Below are 14,963 nucleotides of genomic sequence, written 5' to 3'. Positions count from 1 at the left end.
AATCAATCCACCCCGTGCACGGGGACGCGCGGAGCCAGGGCGCAAAGCAGTTCATAGCCAATGGTGTCGGCGGCCTGTGCCACCTCGTCTACCGACGGGCCACCCTCGCCCCACAAAACGACAGGCGTTCCCACCACGGCGTCAGGCACATTGCTCAGGTCCACCGCCAGCATGTCCATCGACACACGTCCGATGGTTTGCGTGCGCACGCCGCCCACCACGATCGGTGTGCCGGTGGGTGCGTGGCGCGGATACCCGTCGGCATAACCGCAGGCCACCACCCCGATCCGCGTACCGCGTTCGGCACGATAGCGATGGCCGTAGCCCACGGCTTCGCCAGCGTCCAGCGTCTGCGTGCCGATCAATTCGGAACGCAGCGTCATGACCGGGCGCAGACCGAACTGCTCGGCAGTCTGGTCATTGAAGGGAGACGCGCCGTACAAGGCGACACCGGGTCGTACCCAGTCAGCCGCATATTCAGGGAAACGCAGCGTGGCGGCAGAATTGCACAGGCTCAAGGGGCCTTCGAGACCAGAGACCGCCGCACGGAAACGGGTGGCCTGATCGGCAATGCCTTCCGGGCCGTCGGCCGTGGCGAAGTGCGTCATCGACCCTACTGAACCGACCACACCACTTTGCTGCAAGGCGCTCAGGCGACGGTGGGCCGCCAGGAAATAGCCGCCTTTGAAGCCAAGCCGGTTCATGCCGCTGTTGAGCTTCACGAACACATCGACCGGGCGGCTGAAGCGGGCGGCTTCCAGCATGCGCAGTTGTTCGTCGCAATGGATCGACACAGTCAGGTGGTAACGGCTGACCAAGTCCAGATCGGCCGGCTGGAAGAAACCTTCCAGCAGCAAGATGGGACCGACCCAGCCAGCTTCGCGGCACCGTACCGCTTCGTTCAAATCCAGCATGGCCAGCCCGTCTGACTCGGAGAAGCCCGCGACGGCGCGCTCGATGCCATGCCCGTAGGCATTGGCCTTGATCACCGACCAGATACGCGGCGGCGCGTTCCCGGCAGTGGCGGCAGCGGCCGCAAGATGGCGACGGACGGTCGCAAGATTGTGCGCAAATGCGGCACGCGAAATGGAGGCGGATATGGGACGAGGCATGGTCGAGAAGTTTACGCCGTCTTTGCTTCGGATCGTCTGGTTCAGTTTGTCCTGATTCGCGTGGTGTTGATTCGGCGGGTTTCGGTAGATGCCTATTGGTTTACGCCGTCTCCGCCTCGGTCGGGCGTTTTACCCGGAACCAAGCCGCATACAAGGCAGGCAGGAACAGCAGCGTCAACAAGGTGGCCACGATCAAGCCACCCATGATGGCCACCGCCATCGGTCCCCAGAAAATGCTGCGCGACAGCGGAATCATGGCCAGTACGGCAGCAGCGGCCGTCAAGATGATCGGTCGGGCGCGCCGCACGGCGGATTCCACAATCGCATGCCAGACATGTTCGCCTTCGCGCACGTGCTGCTCGATCTGGTCAACCAGAATCACCGAGTTGCGGATAATCATGCCCAGCAAGGCGATCACCCCAAGCTGAGCGACAAAACCGAAAGGCGCGCGCAACAGCAGCAGTGCAAGCGCTGCCCCGATGATGCCCAGCGGCCCGGTCAGATAAACCATCAGTGCGCGCGAGAAGCTGTGCAGCTGAAGCATCAGCAAGGTCAGCACGATGAACAGCATCAAAGGCACGTTGGCCACGATGGACGCCTGGGCGTTGCTGGACTCTTCCGTCGCACCCGCCACCGCAATCTGGTAGCCGTCCGGCAGTTCAGCACGCAGGGCGTCAAGCTTGGGATTGATCTGTGCGGTGACGGTCGGCCCTTGGATGCCCTGGCGAACCTCGCTTTGCACCGTGACCGCGTAATCGCGATTCTGCCGCCAGATCACGCCCGGTTCCCATACCAGCTTGATGCTGGCCACCTGGGTCAGCGACACAAAACGGCCATTGGATGTGGGCACGCTGGCATCTGCCAGGCGGGTCATGGCGGCACGTTCGTCAGCCGGCTGGCGGATGACGATGTCGATCAGCTTGTCGTTTTCGCGGAAGGTGCCAATCGGCGCGCCCGACAACAGCGTCTGCGCCGTGCGCTGCAAGGACTGCGTGGTCACGCCAAGCGCACGCGCCTTGTCCTGGTCGATATCCAGGCGCAAGACCTTCACCGGCTCGTTCCAGTTGTCGTTCACACCCACGGTGTTCGGGTTGTCGTACATGACCTGCTTCACACGATCGGCCATCTTGCGCACCACCGCCATGTCCGGGCCTTGCACGCGGAATTGCACCGCGTAAGGCACTGGCGGGCCGCTGGACAAGAGCTTCACCCGGCCGCGCAGATTGGGAAAGTCTTCCTGGAACAGCTTTTCCAGCTTGGCACGCAGAATGTCGCGCGCTTTCAGGTCGTGCGGCGTCACCACCAGCTGGGCCAGATTCAGCTGATTGAACTGCTGATCCAAGGGCAGGTAGAAGCGCGGTGTGCCGACGCCCAGCCAGCTGATGTAGCCCTCCAATTCCGGCTGCGCCGACAGCCAGGTTTCCAGGCGCTTGGCTTCAGCTTCCGTTGCCGCAAAGCTGGAACCTTCGGGCAGCCACAGGTCTACGACCAGCTCGGGCCGGTTGGAATCGGGGAAGAATTGCTGCTCGATGAACTTGAAGCTGAAGGCCCCCAGCGCCAGTGCGACGACGGTCACGCCGATGGTGATCCAGCGAAAACGCACACACCAATCCACCGTTCGACGCAGGCCCCGGTAGAAGCGGGTATCGAACACGTCCTGACTGTGATCGCCTGGGGTATGGGGCTTGACCCGCAGCAACAGGTAACCCAGGTAGGGCACAAAAATCACCGCTGCGAGCCAGGACAGGATCAGCGCAAGCGCCGTGACCGCAAAAATCGAGAAGGTGTATTCGCCCGCCGTCGATTTCGCCAGCGCAATCGGCAAGAAACCCGCCACCGTGATCAAGGTGCCGGTCAGCATCGGAAACGCGGTGGACTCGTAGGTGAAGCTGGCGGCAGACACGCGGTCCATGCCCTCTTCCATCTTGCGCACCATCATCTCGACCGCAATGATCGCGTCGTCGACCAGCAGGCCAAGCGCGATGATCAGCGCCCCCAGAGAAATCTTGTGCAGGTTGATGCCCATGACCGACATGAACAGGAAGGTCACGGCCAGCACCAGCGGAATCGTCAGACCCACCACCAGGCCCGGACGGATATCGATGCGGAAGGGTTTGGTGTGCATGCCCAGCGCCAGGAAACTGACGGCCAGCACGATCACCACGGCTTCGATCAGCGTCTGCACAAATTCATTGACCGACGAGGCCACCGTGCGCGGCTGGTCGGAAATCTTGCGCATCTGGATGCCTACCGGCAGGCCGGTGTTGATGCGTTTTTCGGCGGCATCCAGGTTCTTGCCCAAGCCGATCACGTCACCACCGCGTGCCATAGACACGCCCAGACCGATGACCTCCTGGCTGCCGGCCGAGGTGCCAAAGCGCATTTTGCTGAGCGGCGGGTCGACAAAACCACGGCTGATCTTTGCGATGTCACCCAGGCGCACATTGCCCGAGTTGGCATGAATGGGCAGGTCACGCAGCGTGTCCAGCTGAGTGACCTCGCCAGTGACCCGTACCCATAGCGTTTCAGCGGGCAAGGTCAGCGTGCCGGACGCACCGATGGCGTTCTGCGCATTGATCTGCGCGGCGATCTGATCGACAGACACGCCAAGCTGCGCCATCTGGCGGCTGGACATCTCTATATAGATTTTCTCGTCCTGCACGCCGAACAATTCGACTTTGGCGACGTCTTTAACGCGCAACAACTGCTGGCGCACGTCGTCAACGTAGTCCTTCAATTCGCCATAGGTGAAGCCGTCGGCCGAGAACGCGAACATCACGCCGAAGGTGTCGCCGAACTCGTCGTTGAAGTACGGCCCGATCACTCCGGCCGGCAAGGTGCCGGCGATGTCACCGACCTTCTTGCGTGCCTGGTACCAGCTCTGCCCCACCTCGCTTGCCTTCGAGGATTCTTTCAGCTGCATGACCACGAAGGTTTCGCCGGGCTTGGCGTAGGTGCGGATCTTGTCGGCGTAAGGCACGTCCTGCAAGGCGCGTTCGATGCGGTCGCTGACCTGTTCGGCAACCTGCTGTGCCGTGGCCCCCGGCCAGTAAGCGCGCACCACCATCGCCCGGAAGGTGAATGGTGGGTCTTCGTCCTGACCAAGCTGAAAGTAGGAAAAGACGCCGGCCAGCAGCAACACCACCATCAGGTAACGCACCAGCGGCTGATGTTCCAGTGCCCAGCGGGACAGATTGAAGCTGCTGCGACGGGTGCTGGTAGTAGATGTTTCAGCGGTGTCTGGCGTGCCTTTGCCCGCTTCGGAATTACGTTCAGTCATCGAGGCCGCCCGTTCAAGGTGCCGTGGCGGGGGCTGCCGCAGCGGCATTCCCGGCAGGCGGCATCAGGGACGCAGCGGGCGCTGCCGGCGCGTTGGCATCTTGCGTCGCCGACGACAGACGACGCACGACCTGGCCTTCATGCAACAAATGCACCCCGGCAGTGGCAATCTCGATGCCGTCGGGCAGTGCCTCGGCCAGCACTACGTCGGTGTCACCGACGGTGGCTACCCGCACGGGCCGGCGATGCACGCTCATGTCCTTGCCATCCAGCGTCCAGACCCAGGTCTGATCTTCTGCGCGCAACAGCGCCGACAAAGGAATCCGCGACGCAGGCTGTGCATTGCGGGCGCTGAAACGCACGGTGGCCGTCATGCCGAACCCCAGATCGGCAGGGGCCTGCGGCAAGCTCAGACGCGCGGCAAAACTGCGGGTGGCAGGGTCAGCCGACGGCGACACTTCGCGCAAATTGCCCCGCAGCGGCGCGCCGCCAGACCACAACTGGACCTCGCCTGTACCAATCGCCTGGATCTGGGCCAGGCGGTTCTCGGGAATCTGGAACGCGATTTCCTTGTCGGCGGTTTCAGCAATGCGCACCACCACTTGGCCGGCACTGACCACCTGCCCTGCCTCGGCATCGATACCGGTGACTACGCCATCGGCCGTGGCTTTCAAGCTGGTGTAGGCAGACTGATTGCGCTGCGCATCCAGACCGGCCGTTGCTTGTGCAGACCGGGCAATGGCGGCATCGACCGTAGCCTGGCGGCGCTCGAACTCGGCCGCGCTGATGAACCCGCGATCGCGCAGTTCGCGGTAGCGCACCAGGTCGGCCTGTGCTTGTTTGCGATCCACTTCTGCAGCGGACAGCTGCGCACGCGCCGAGTTTTCCGCCAGGCGCAGATCGGCCGGATCGATGCGCGCCAGGATGTCTCCCCGCTTCACGCGTTGGCCCAGTTGTACCGATCGCGCCACGATTCGGCCCGCCACCTGGAAGCCCAGGCCTGATTCAACGCGCGGCTGCACCTGCCCAGGAAATTCACCAACCAAGTTGATTTGCTGCGCATGCAACACCAAGGTGCGCAACGGACGCGGTGGTTCCGGTGCAACAGGCGTCTCACGACTGCATGCAGCAAGCACGATCAAGGCCAGCACGGCGACGACGCCGCGCACCCCGTGTCTTCCAGAAAAACCATGTTGATGGGGTTCGGGAATCGCAAATCGGGGCGGCATGGGGGTCATGGGTATGAGGTGGAATGAACGCGTGGGCGGGTGGCACCACTTACTGGGTTCTGTACTGAAAGAGAACCTGGTGACAAGGGAATCAGCATGTCGCGGTTGGTGACGACATACGCCACGAACGCACTCATACACGCACCGCTCTGAACCCAAGGATTATAACTGACCGACGAGTCATTAACTGAACATCCAAGTGAACATGCGCGTGATACTGCAAGGAATTCGCCGCCATGCAGCATCGAGCCAGTATCATCGCTTTCCCCTGTCCAGCAATGTTCCATGGCCGTCGATCATTACGAGAATTTCCCGGTTGCTTCCGTCCTGATGCCAGCACGGCTGCGTCCGGCCGTGGTCGCCTTGTATCGCTTCGCGCGAAGTGCCGACGACATTGCCGACGAAGGTGATGCAGATGCCGCAACGCGGCTGGCGGCGCTGGATGATTACACCAGGGCATTAAGAAATCTTGAAGCGAGGCAGCTGCCAGTGGATCAGGCCAGTGCATTGGCCCCGGTTTTCTATCCGCTGGCGCAGGTAGTACGTGATTACGCCCTGCCGGTTGCCCCGATGCACGCGTTGTTGTCGGCCTTCAGTCAAGACGTGGTGAAGACTCGCTACGCCGACTTCGCCACGCTGAAAGACTACTGCGCGCGCTCTGCCGACCCGGTTGGCGAACTGATGCTGCACTTATACGGTGCCGCCACGCCGCAGAACCTGGCGGAATCGTCAGCTATCTGCACCGGCCTGCAACTGGTGAACTTCTGGCAGGACGTGGCCATCGACTGGGACAAACAGCGGGTTTATCTGCCACAGGAAGACCTGGCGCGCTTCGGTGTTTCCGAGTCCGATATCGCCGCGCAACAGGTTGACGATCGATGGCGCGCATTGATGCAATTCGAGGTCTCGCGCGCCCGGGCACTGTTACACTGCGGCGCCCCACTGGCGCGGCGGCTTCCGGGCCGAATTGGCTGGGAGTTGCGCCTGGTGGTGATGGGCGGCTTGCGGATTCTCCACCGCATCGAACGCGCGGATTACGACGTGTTCCGCGCCCGCCCGACGCTTGGCCCCCGTGACTGGGCCTGGATAATCTGGCATGCGTGGCGCTGGTTGCCCGCACGGCCTCTGACTGACGCCCCCGAGACGTTCAAGACGCCACAACCATGACGCCTGATGAGTACTGCCAGGACAAGGCCGCCAAGAGCGGATCGAGCTTCTATTACAGCTTCCTGTTCCTGCCCCCCGAACGTCGCCGTGCGATCACCGCGCTGTACGCCTTTTGCCGCGAAGTCGACGATGTGGTCGACGAAGTCAGCGACGAATCGGTCGCCCATATCAAGCTGGCCTGGTGGCGCAGCGAGATCGACCGCATGTTCGAAGGCGCGCCCACCCACCCGGTGACCAAGGCCATGCAGCCGCACATCGTGTCCTGTGACATGACGCGCACACGTCTGCAAGCCATCATCGATGGCATGGAAATGGATTTGAGCCAGAGCCGTTATCTGGATTACCCGGCGCTGCGCAAGTACTGCTGGCACGTGGCTGGTGTGGTGGGTGAACTGTCGGCCAGCATTTTTGGCTACACCGATCCGCGCACCCTGGAATTCGCCGACAAGCTGGGCCTGGCGTTCCAGCTGACCAACGTGATTCGCGACGTGGGCGACGATGCGCGCCGTGGCCGCATCTATCTGCCGGTCAACGAGTTGCAGCAGTTCAACGTCAAAGCCGCCGACATTCTCAACGCCCGGTATGCCGATGGTTTCCCGGACCTGATGCGTTTCCAGGTGGCGCGTGCCCGCGACGCCTATCGCGACGCGATGCGTGCCCTGCCCGACGCCGATATTCGCGCGCAGCGCACCGGTCTGATGATGGCCGCGATCTATTACGCCCTGCTCGACGAGATCGAGCGTGACAACTATCAGGTGTTGCATCAGCGCATATCGCTTACGCCGGTGCGCAAGCTGTGGCTGGCCTGGAAAACCTATGTAAGCGGCGGCAGGCCGCTGGTAAGGAAGCTGCGAGGATGAACCGCCACAACGCCGACATGACCGATGAGGACCTCGCCATTCTGGCGCGGATGTCCGATGCGGGCGCAAGCGATCCCAACGCAGTACCGGCCACACCGGAATCTGAGCCCGAGCCAGAACCAGAAGCCCCACCGCCAGCGGAAGAAGACAACGGCCATCGCGCCGTCAGCGTTGGCATCATCGGCGCAGGCTGGGCCGGGCTGGCGGCGGCATCCGACCTGTGCGACGCAGGCATCGAGGTCACCGTCTACGAGGCCAGCCATACCCCAGGCGGCCGCGCGCGGCGGGTCGACAACCACAGCAATGCCAGTGTGCGCCCGATGGACAACGGCCAGCACCTGATGCTGGGTGCCTACACCCAGACCCTGGCGCTGATGCGCCGTCTGGGGCAGAACCCCGACAAGCTGCTGCGCCGCATTCCGCTGACGCTTCAGGCGCTCGACGGGCGCTTTCGCCTGCACGCCCCGCGCATGAATGCTCCCTGGCACGGCGTGATGGCCTTGGCTACGGCGCAGGGACTGGGCGTGGGCGATCGTCTGAAGGCGATCATCGGCATGGCCAGACTGCGCCAACGCAGTTGGGCGGTCGACAACACCCATACCGTGGCCGACCTGATGCGCAGCCTGGGCCAGACGCCGCGCAGCATGCAGTTGCTGTGGGAACCGCTGTGCCTGGCCGCGCTGAACACGCCGGCCACCCAGGCCAGCGCCGTGATCTTTGCGCGGGTGCTGCGTGACAGTTTGGATGGCGCAACTGAAAACAGCGACTTGCTGATCCCGCGTACCGACCTGTCGGCGCTGTGGGCAGATGCCGCCGTCAAACGCTGCAACATGCGTTATGGCGTGAAAGTGCAGAAGCTGCATTTGATCGAAGGTGGCGTGGCGGTGGAAACCGTGACCGCCGAAGGCGTGGACTACGTCGGCCACGACGCGGTGATCGTGGCCACACCACCATCGGCCACGCGCCGCATGCTGGCCGACATGCAGGACGTCGACTACCTGCTGGAACAGCTCAATGCCTTCCAGTACCTGCCGATTGCAACGCTGAATGTGCGCTTTGCATCACCGGTACGCCTGCCGCTACCGATGATGATGCTGCACGAAAATCCCGCGCGCCAGCATCTTGGGCAGTGGGTGTTCGATCGCGGTGCGTTGCTGGGCCTGCCGCCGGTCAACGGCGAATTCACCATTGTCGTCAGCGCACGCGAACAGCTGATCAGCCTGTCACGTGAAGAGGTCATCAACGGGCTGCTGGCGCAGTTGGGAGAACAGTGGGCGGCGCGCTCGGCCAAACCGCTGCCTGCCATTGCCGCCTATGAGCTGTTCGTGGACAAGCGCGCCACCTTTGCTGCGGTGCGTGGCCTGGCCCGACCAGGGGTCGCCAGCCCATGGGAACGCATCATGTTTGCCGGTGATTGGACCGATACCGGTTACCCGTCGGTACTGGAAGGCGCGGTGCGCAGTGGTGTGAAAGCCGCGCAGAAGACGCTGTCGCGCCTGCAATAAGGTCGCGACGCCACGTTCTTGCCGTTCGTGCCGTTCGTGTCGTTCATACCGTTCGTGCCGCCTGATCGGACTGGAATCTGATAAGGGGCACGAACGGATGTCCTGGCAGTTTGCCAAAGCGTCGGCCACAGCAGGTTCTGCGCCAACGTCATCCCTTCTGTGTACCCCTTAGTGCAGTTCTCTGCCCCGCCGTTTCACCGCATACATCTGATCATCGCTGCGTGCCAGCACGTGCTCTGCGGTGTCGCCAGCGCAAGCCTCGGTCAACCCGATGCTCAAGGTCACCTTCAGACCCGCCGCCAAGGTCTCCCAGCCGTGGGTGCGAACAGACTGATCGATACGCGAACAGATGTCCTGCGCGGCATCGATGCTGATGCCATCGAGCAGCAACACAAATTCATCCCCACCCAAACGCCCGACAAAGTCGCATTCCCTGAGCGCGCCTTGCAGCAAACCAGCAATCGCCTTGAGCACGGCGTCGCCCACGGTATGGGAATAATCGTCGTTGACCCGCTTGAAGCGATCCACATCGACCAGCGCGACGCACAGCGGCGCATTGGCCGCCGCCAGACAGGTGGTCAAGGCTTTTTCAATGTGGCGTCGATTCGGCAGGCCCGTCAGTGGGTCTTCCATGGCCAAGCGTTCGAACAAGCGTGAATCGGTTTCCGCCTGCGCCAGATTCAGACGACTTTGACGCAATTCCAGCTGCCAGTCGATGACTTCAATACGTGTTTCCAGGCTGCGTGCACGGGCGGACTGCTCGCGGCGCAGCAATTCCTGCAAGGCACGCAAGGCAGCGCTGTCGTCCTGACGCACGTGGTCGATGTGGCTGGCAAGCTGCAGCCCGATCCAGGTCAGGGATTCGTAGTCATGCGCTTTGGCCGCTTCGATCATGCTGGCGGCAGCGCCACGTGCCTGCACCAGCTTGTTTTCAGCCAGGAACAATTCCGCCTGCACCCACTGCACGCTAGCCGCCAGCCACGGCAACGCGAAGCGACGGGTCAGGGTCAGCATCTCGGCCATCGATTCATGCGCCTGCGGCAGGCGGTTCTGCCAGATCCGCAACTGCGCCTCGGTAGTCGCCACAAGTATCAGATTGTTGGCATGACTGCCAGGCGTCAGGCTGATGTCACCATCGTCGGCAGCCAGCAGGCTGCGGCAATCGCCGACATGGCGCGCCAACGAATCGAGGATAGGTTGCAGCGGCCCCTGCGCACCCAGGCTGCGTTCACAGAAATAATGCGCCGCCGCATTGGCGGCCAGTCCGACGTGCAGCTCGAAAGGGCTGATGGACGGATCGCAGCGTAGCGCAAGCTGGATCGCCAGCGTGTATGCGTTGCGTGCCTCGTCGAAATTGCGCGCGTTGAAGGCCGCCAACCCCACCGCCCGATACGCCTGCAGTTGCTCACGCCCCAGGCCTTGCCAGCGCGCCAGACGCACCGCCAGCAGCGCGTTTTCGATTGCACGGCCGTAGTGCCCCAGCCGTGCAGCGGCCACCGCCTGGGTAGACAAGGCCTGGCACTCGCCGCTGACCAAACCTGCCCGTTCGAACGCCCTGCCCGCGTTCTGCGCCCAATCGAGCGCATGCGCAAACCGGCCGAACAGGCGTAATTCGATGGAAGCCAGACACAGCATGGCCTCGGCCTGGGACTGGATCTTGCCAGACTCGCAAGCTTGTTCCAGCGCGGCATGCGCACTGGACAATGCATCCTCGCCCTGGCCCGCCTGAAGCAAGGCCTGCGCGTGTGCCAACAGATCGGCGTGTTTGTGCGGATAGGTCATGGCGCAGCGATGCGTGAAGAAAAACAATCAGCGGCCATTGTCTGGCGGTGTCGAAACCAAGCTGCTAGCCCACGGTTATCGGCCTTTCCTGAGACGATGATGCCAGCGCGCCGCCGCGCCGACCAGCCCCGGAAATCCGCAATGATGTTTTGACGGCATATTCGGTTCTGGCACTTACATAGCAGGCAGGTAAGCCACACGTACCTGTGCAAGAAGTGCCCACACGATAAGTCCGCCCCTTTCATAATGTCGGCAGCCCGTGCGCATAACTTAAGTCCATCGCATCATTGAACAGCTTATTGCCGCCCATGACCTCTGCCGCTTTCCCCGCCCTGCCCGACGTTTTCCTCACGGCCGATCACGATGCAGCAGATGCGTCCCGGGACGGCAACAAGATAAACGTTCACGAAGCCTCGATTGCGGCATTGCAAGATGCCATGCGCAGCGGACGCACCACATCGCGCGAACTGGTAGATGCCTACTTGGCTCGTATCAACGCCTACGACCAGCACGGGCCTGGCATCAACGCCATCGTTACCGTGAATCCCCAGGCCCAGGCCATTGCCGATGCGCTGGATGCCGAGCGCCAGACCAGCGGCCCGCGTGGCCCGCTGCATGGCATTCCCCTGCTGATCAAGGACAACTACGACACCGCCGACATGCCGACCTCAGGCGGCTCGTTGGCGCTGGCAAGCCTGCAACCCGCCCGGGATGCCTTCCAGGTTGCCAAGTTGCGCAAGGCCGGCGCGGTGATTCTGGGCAAGACCACCATGCACGAACTGGCGGCTGGCATTACCAACGCATCGTCGCTGACCGGCCCGACCCGCAATCCCTACGATCTGCGCCGCGTGCCGGGTGGTTCAAGCGGTGGCACTGGCGCAGCGGTGGCCGCCTCGTTCGCTGCGGCCGGCATGGGCAGCGACACCAGCGGGTCGATCCGCGTGCCGGCTGCCAATCAGAACCTGGTGGGCATTCGTGTCACGCGTGGCTTATCCAGCCGCGCGGGCGTCATTCCGCTGTCCAGCACCATGGACAGCGCCGGCCCGATGGCGCGCTGTGTGCACGATCTGGCAGCAGTACTTGATGCAACCGTTGGCGGCGACCCGGACGATGCTTCTACCCTGGATGCCGACGCCCATATCCCGCCTTCTTATCTGGATGGTCTGCGCGACAACGCGCTGGTTGGCTTGCGTATCGGCGTGCTGCATGATTTTTTCGGTGAACATGCTGATGAAGACGAAGTATCGACCATCGTCCGCCGTGCAATCCGCAGCATGGAAGCCCTGGGGGCGATTGCGGTAGACGTGCATATTCCGAACCTGATGGCGTTGATGCGCGACAGCAACGTGATTCATCACGAATTCAAATTCGACCTGGCGGATTATCTGGCGAGGCACGAAGACGCCCCTGTCGGTTCACTTACGCAGATTCTGGATCTGGGCTTGAACCAAGAACAATTGGATGGCATTTTCCGCCGCCGCAATGTGGCATCGCAGCGCGACGAGGCAGCCTATCAGGCCGGCCTGGCCAAACGCATCGAACTGCGCCATGCGGTCGACGAGGCCATGCAGACTAATGGTGTCGAGGTGCTGGTGTACCCGATGCTGCGCAAAAAACCCGTGATCATCGGCGAGATCCAGTCGGAACTGAATTGCCCGCTCAGCCCGGGCAGCGGCTTGCCCGCGCTGTGCATGCCGGCGGGGTTCACGGCTGACTACGTGCCCGTTGGCATCGACATGCTGGGCAAGGCCTATGCCGAGCAAGACCTGTTGAACTATGCCTTGCACTGGGAACGCGCGATCCAGCCGCGCCGCGCACCGTTCTCGACCCCGCCCTTGGTTAATGGCCGCGCGCCACGATCACGCAGCGGGATTGCGCAGATCGACGCCACCACCGCAGGCGGTGCATCGGCCAGCCTGCGTTACGACATCGACCCCACCACAGGAGTGATGCGCTTCAATGCCGCCGTCAACCACGCCGATGACGATGCCGTGATTGCACTGACCTTGCAGCGCTGGACAGACGGACACGCCGGCCCCGTGCAGCTGACCTTGCTGAAGGCCGGTAAGCAGGCTGCCAGCGGCGAGGTGTCGTTGCGCGCCGACCAGTTGGCCGCGCTTGCCCAGGGCAACTTGCACGTGCACCTGTACACGCGCCGCGCGCCCCTGGGTGCGGGGCACGCGAGTTTGGTCAGGGCGGGCTGACAGGATCAGCACGTTGAAGGCTTGAGGTGTCGGGGCATATCTGGCGGCACCTCTGCCAGATATGTTCGCCCCAACAAACACCCAGCCTTCTACTCAGGAAGGACCAACCCGTCTCCTGGCGTGCCGCCCCCGCCATTGCGCTGCGGCCAGATGTGTTCGAGACGAGACCGGCTGATGCGCCAGTTGCCATCGACGCGCTTGTACTCGTCGGCGTAGATGCCAAGCAGCAAAAGCGGATTGGGATCAGGCTTGGACGCGGTCTCGAAATCGATCAGGTAGCAACGCCCCTCGGCGATATCCGGCCCCAGTATCTCGATCCAGTGATTGGTCACGGCGTGCATGAACGGATAACGACCCTGGCCATCACGGTCGTACTCCTGAAAAGCGGCGCGCAATCCATCGCGAATCTCTTGCCGCCCGTTCCACTGACCACGGCCCGTATCTGCCACCGCATCCACCGTGAAGATGTCGTCCAGACGGTCCAGCAGATTGCCGTCCAGGAAGTGGGCGTACAGGCTGCGCAGATTGCGGATTTCCTCTCGGTCAAGCACCGCCTTCAGCTTGTCGTCCGCCCCGGCATCCAAGCGTTGATGTGTTTGCATCATGCCGGGTTCACCAAGGAAACATCCGCATCTTGGGGCAGTGCCGCAGGCTGATAACGCGGGTAATCGGTATAGCCTTTTGCACCGCTGCTGCCGTAGAACGTTGCGCGGTCTGCGGGTGCGATTGGCCAATCGTGCCTCATGCGTTCGACCAGGTCCGGGTTTGAGATGAACGGTCGGCCGAAGGCGATCAGATCAAGCTCGCCCGACTGCAGCGCGCGTTCGCCAGACGCTTTATCGAAGTTGCCCGCTGCGATCAGGGTACCCGGATAGGCGCGCCGGAATGCCGCACTGAAGTCGCTCGGAATCTTTTCGCAGCCCAGCGAAAGCTGGTCGCTGAGATGCACGTAGGCCAGCTTGCGTGGTGCCAGGGCTTCGGCCAGGGCCAGCCACGTATCGGCCTCGCCCTCAAAAGCAGGCATGTCGTACAGCCGTCCGAACGGCGAGATGCGAATGCCTACACGATGCGAACCGATTGCAGCGGCAATCGCATCGAAGGTTTCAAGCAAAAAGCGCAAGCGATTGGGGATCGAGCCACCGTATCGGTCGGTTCGGTCGTTGACACCGCCGTTAAGAAATTGCTCGAACAGATAACCGTTTGCGCCGTGAATTTCGACACCATCGAAGCCGGCATCGATCGCCAGCTGTGCCGCCCGAACGAAGTCCTGCGTAACACGTGCAATCTCATCAGTCGCCAAAGCACGAGGTGCGCTCACGGGCACCATGGCGGGCGCGCCGTTCTCGTCGTAGGCGAAGGCCTTGGCGGTTGCCGAGCGGGTTGCCGTTGACGATACGGGTGCACGCCCATCCACCTGCAAAGACGTATGCGACAGGCGGCCCACATGCCAAAGCTGAGCAAAAATGCGCCCGCCTTCGCTGTGCACCCCATCGGTCACGCGCCGCCACCCTGCCGCCTGCTCGGCGGTATGCAGCGCAGGATTGAACAGGTATCCACGCCCTTCCGTGGATACCGGCGCGCCTTCGCTGATGATGAGTCCGGCACTGGCCCGCTGACGGTAGTACAGCACTGTCATATCGTCCGGGATGCCCTCGGGGGCGCGGGCCCGGGTCATGGGTGCCATGACGATGCGGTTAGGCAACTGCAAACCGGCCAGGTCGTAGGAATCAAAAATCAGGGTCATTGCTCAGCTTCTTTGCATGTGAAGCTGACATGCTAATTACTTAGCCTGGAATTGATAATCCACCTAAAATTCCAATCATTC

General features: G+C 62.4%; 10 protein-coding genes. 4 read left to right on the top strand and 6 right to left on the bottom strand.

Annotation, left to right across the window (positions count from 1 at the left end; all coding sequences use genetic code 11):
- Nucleotides 1–2: 2 nt before the first annotated feature.
- The 3 genes from alr to FXN63_RS09600 form a co-directional block, all read right to left on the bottom strand.
- On the bottom strand, nucleotides 3–1,112 hold the full coding sequence (gene alr / locus FXN63_RS09610; RefSeq protein ID WP_148814446.1) for an alanine racemase: 1,110 nt from the start codon (nucleotides 1,110–1,112) through the stop codon (nucleotides 3–5).
- Nucleotides 1,113–1,212: 100 nt separating this feature from the next.
- Nucleotides 1,213–4,392 carry an efflux RND transporter permease subunit gene (locus FXN63_RS09605; RefSeq protein ID WP_148814445.1) on the bottom strand — a complete coding sequence of 1,060 codons (3,180 nt, stop codon included), beginning with the start codon at nucleotides 4,390–4,392 and terminating at the stop codon, nucleotides 1,213–1,215.
- A 13-nt stretch (nucleotides 4,393–4,405) separates the two neighbouring features.
- Entirely contained in the window at nucleotides 4,406–5,560 is a 1,155-nt protein-coding gene (locus FXN63_RS09600; protein WP_187395157.1) for an efflux RND transporter periplasmic adaptor subunit, read from the bottom strand.
- Between the two features lie 345 nt (nucleotides 5,561–5,905).
- On the opposite strand from FXN63_RS09600, the gene hpnC reads away from it, so the two are divergent.
- Genes hpnC through hpnE form a run of 3 tightly spaced genes read left to right on the top strand, consistent with a single transcriptional unit; the run spans nucleotide 5,906 to nucleotide 9,152 of the window.
- The gene (hpnC, locus tag FXN63_RS09595; protein ID WP_148814443.1) at nucleotides 5,906–6,787 is read left to right on the top strand and encodes a squalene synthase HpnC; all 882 of its coding nucleotides are present in this window, start codon (nucleotides 5,906–5,908) and stop codon (nucleotides 6,785–6,787) included.
- Nucleotides 6,784–7,647: a presqualene diphosphate synthase HpnD gene (hpnD, locus tag FXN63_RS09590; RefSeq protein ID WP_148814442.1), complete on the top strand. Its 864-nt coding sequence runs from the start codon at nucleotides 6,784–6,786 to the stop codon at nucleotides 7,645–7,647. The genes hpnC and hpnD overlap by 4 nt, the downstream gene beginning before the upstream one ends.
- Nucleotides 7,644–9,152: a hydroxysqualene dehydroxylase HpnE gene (gene hpnE / locus FXN63_RS09585; protein ID WP_246165091.1), complete on the top strand. Its 1,509-nt coding sequence runs from the start codon at nucleotides 7,644–7,646 to the stop codon at nucleotides 9,150–9,152. Before hpnD ends, hpnE begins: the two co-directional genes overlap by 4 nt.
- Before the next feature lie 168 nt (nucleotides 9,153–9,320).
- On the opposite strand, the gene FXN63_RS09580 is transcribed toward hpnE, so the two are convergent.
- Entirely contained in the window at nucleotides 9,321–10,934 is a 1,614-nt protein-coding gene (locus FXN63_RS09580) for a GGDEF domain-containing protein (protein WP_148814441.1), read from the bottom strand.
- 308 nt (nucleotides 10,935–11,242) lie between these two features.
- On the opposite strand from FXN63_RS09580, the gene FXN63_RS09575 reads away from it, so the two are divergent.
- Nucleotides 11,243–13,138 (top strand): amidase, encoded by a 1,896-nt coding sequence (locus tag FXN63_RS09575; RefSeq protein WP_222864018.1) that lies wholly within the window; start codon nucleotides 11,243–11,245, stop codon nucleotides 13,136–13,138.
- A gap of 89 nt (nucleotides 13,139–13,227) precedes the next feature.
- Here the strand turns inward: FXN63_RS09575 and FXN63_RS09570 are convergent, their stop codons facing one another.
- Nucleotides 13,228–13,743, bottom strand: coding sequence for a nuclear transport factor 2 family protein (locus tag FXN63_RS09570; RefSeq protein WP_246165090.1), 516 nt, complete (start codon nucleotides 13,741–13,743; stop codon nucleotides 13,228–13,230).
- Entirely contained in the window at nucleotides 13,740–14,882 is a 1,143-nt protein-coding gene (locus FXN63_RS09565) for an alkene reductase (protein ID WP_148814440.1), read from the bottom strand. The genes FXN63_RS09570 and FXN63_RS09565 overlap by 4 nt, the downstream gene beginning before the upstream one ends.
- Nucleotides 14,883–14,963 lie beyond the last annotated feature (81 nt).

Source organism: Pigmentiphaga aceris, assembly GCF_008119665.1.
Taxonomy (GTDB): Bacteria; Pseudomonadota; Gammaproteobacteria; order Burkholderiales; family Burkholderiaceae_B; genus Pigmentiphaga; species Pigmentiphaga aceris.
Note: the sequence above shows the minus strand (reverse complement) of the source record. Positions and strands in the feature narration are given on the sequence as shown.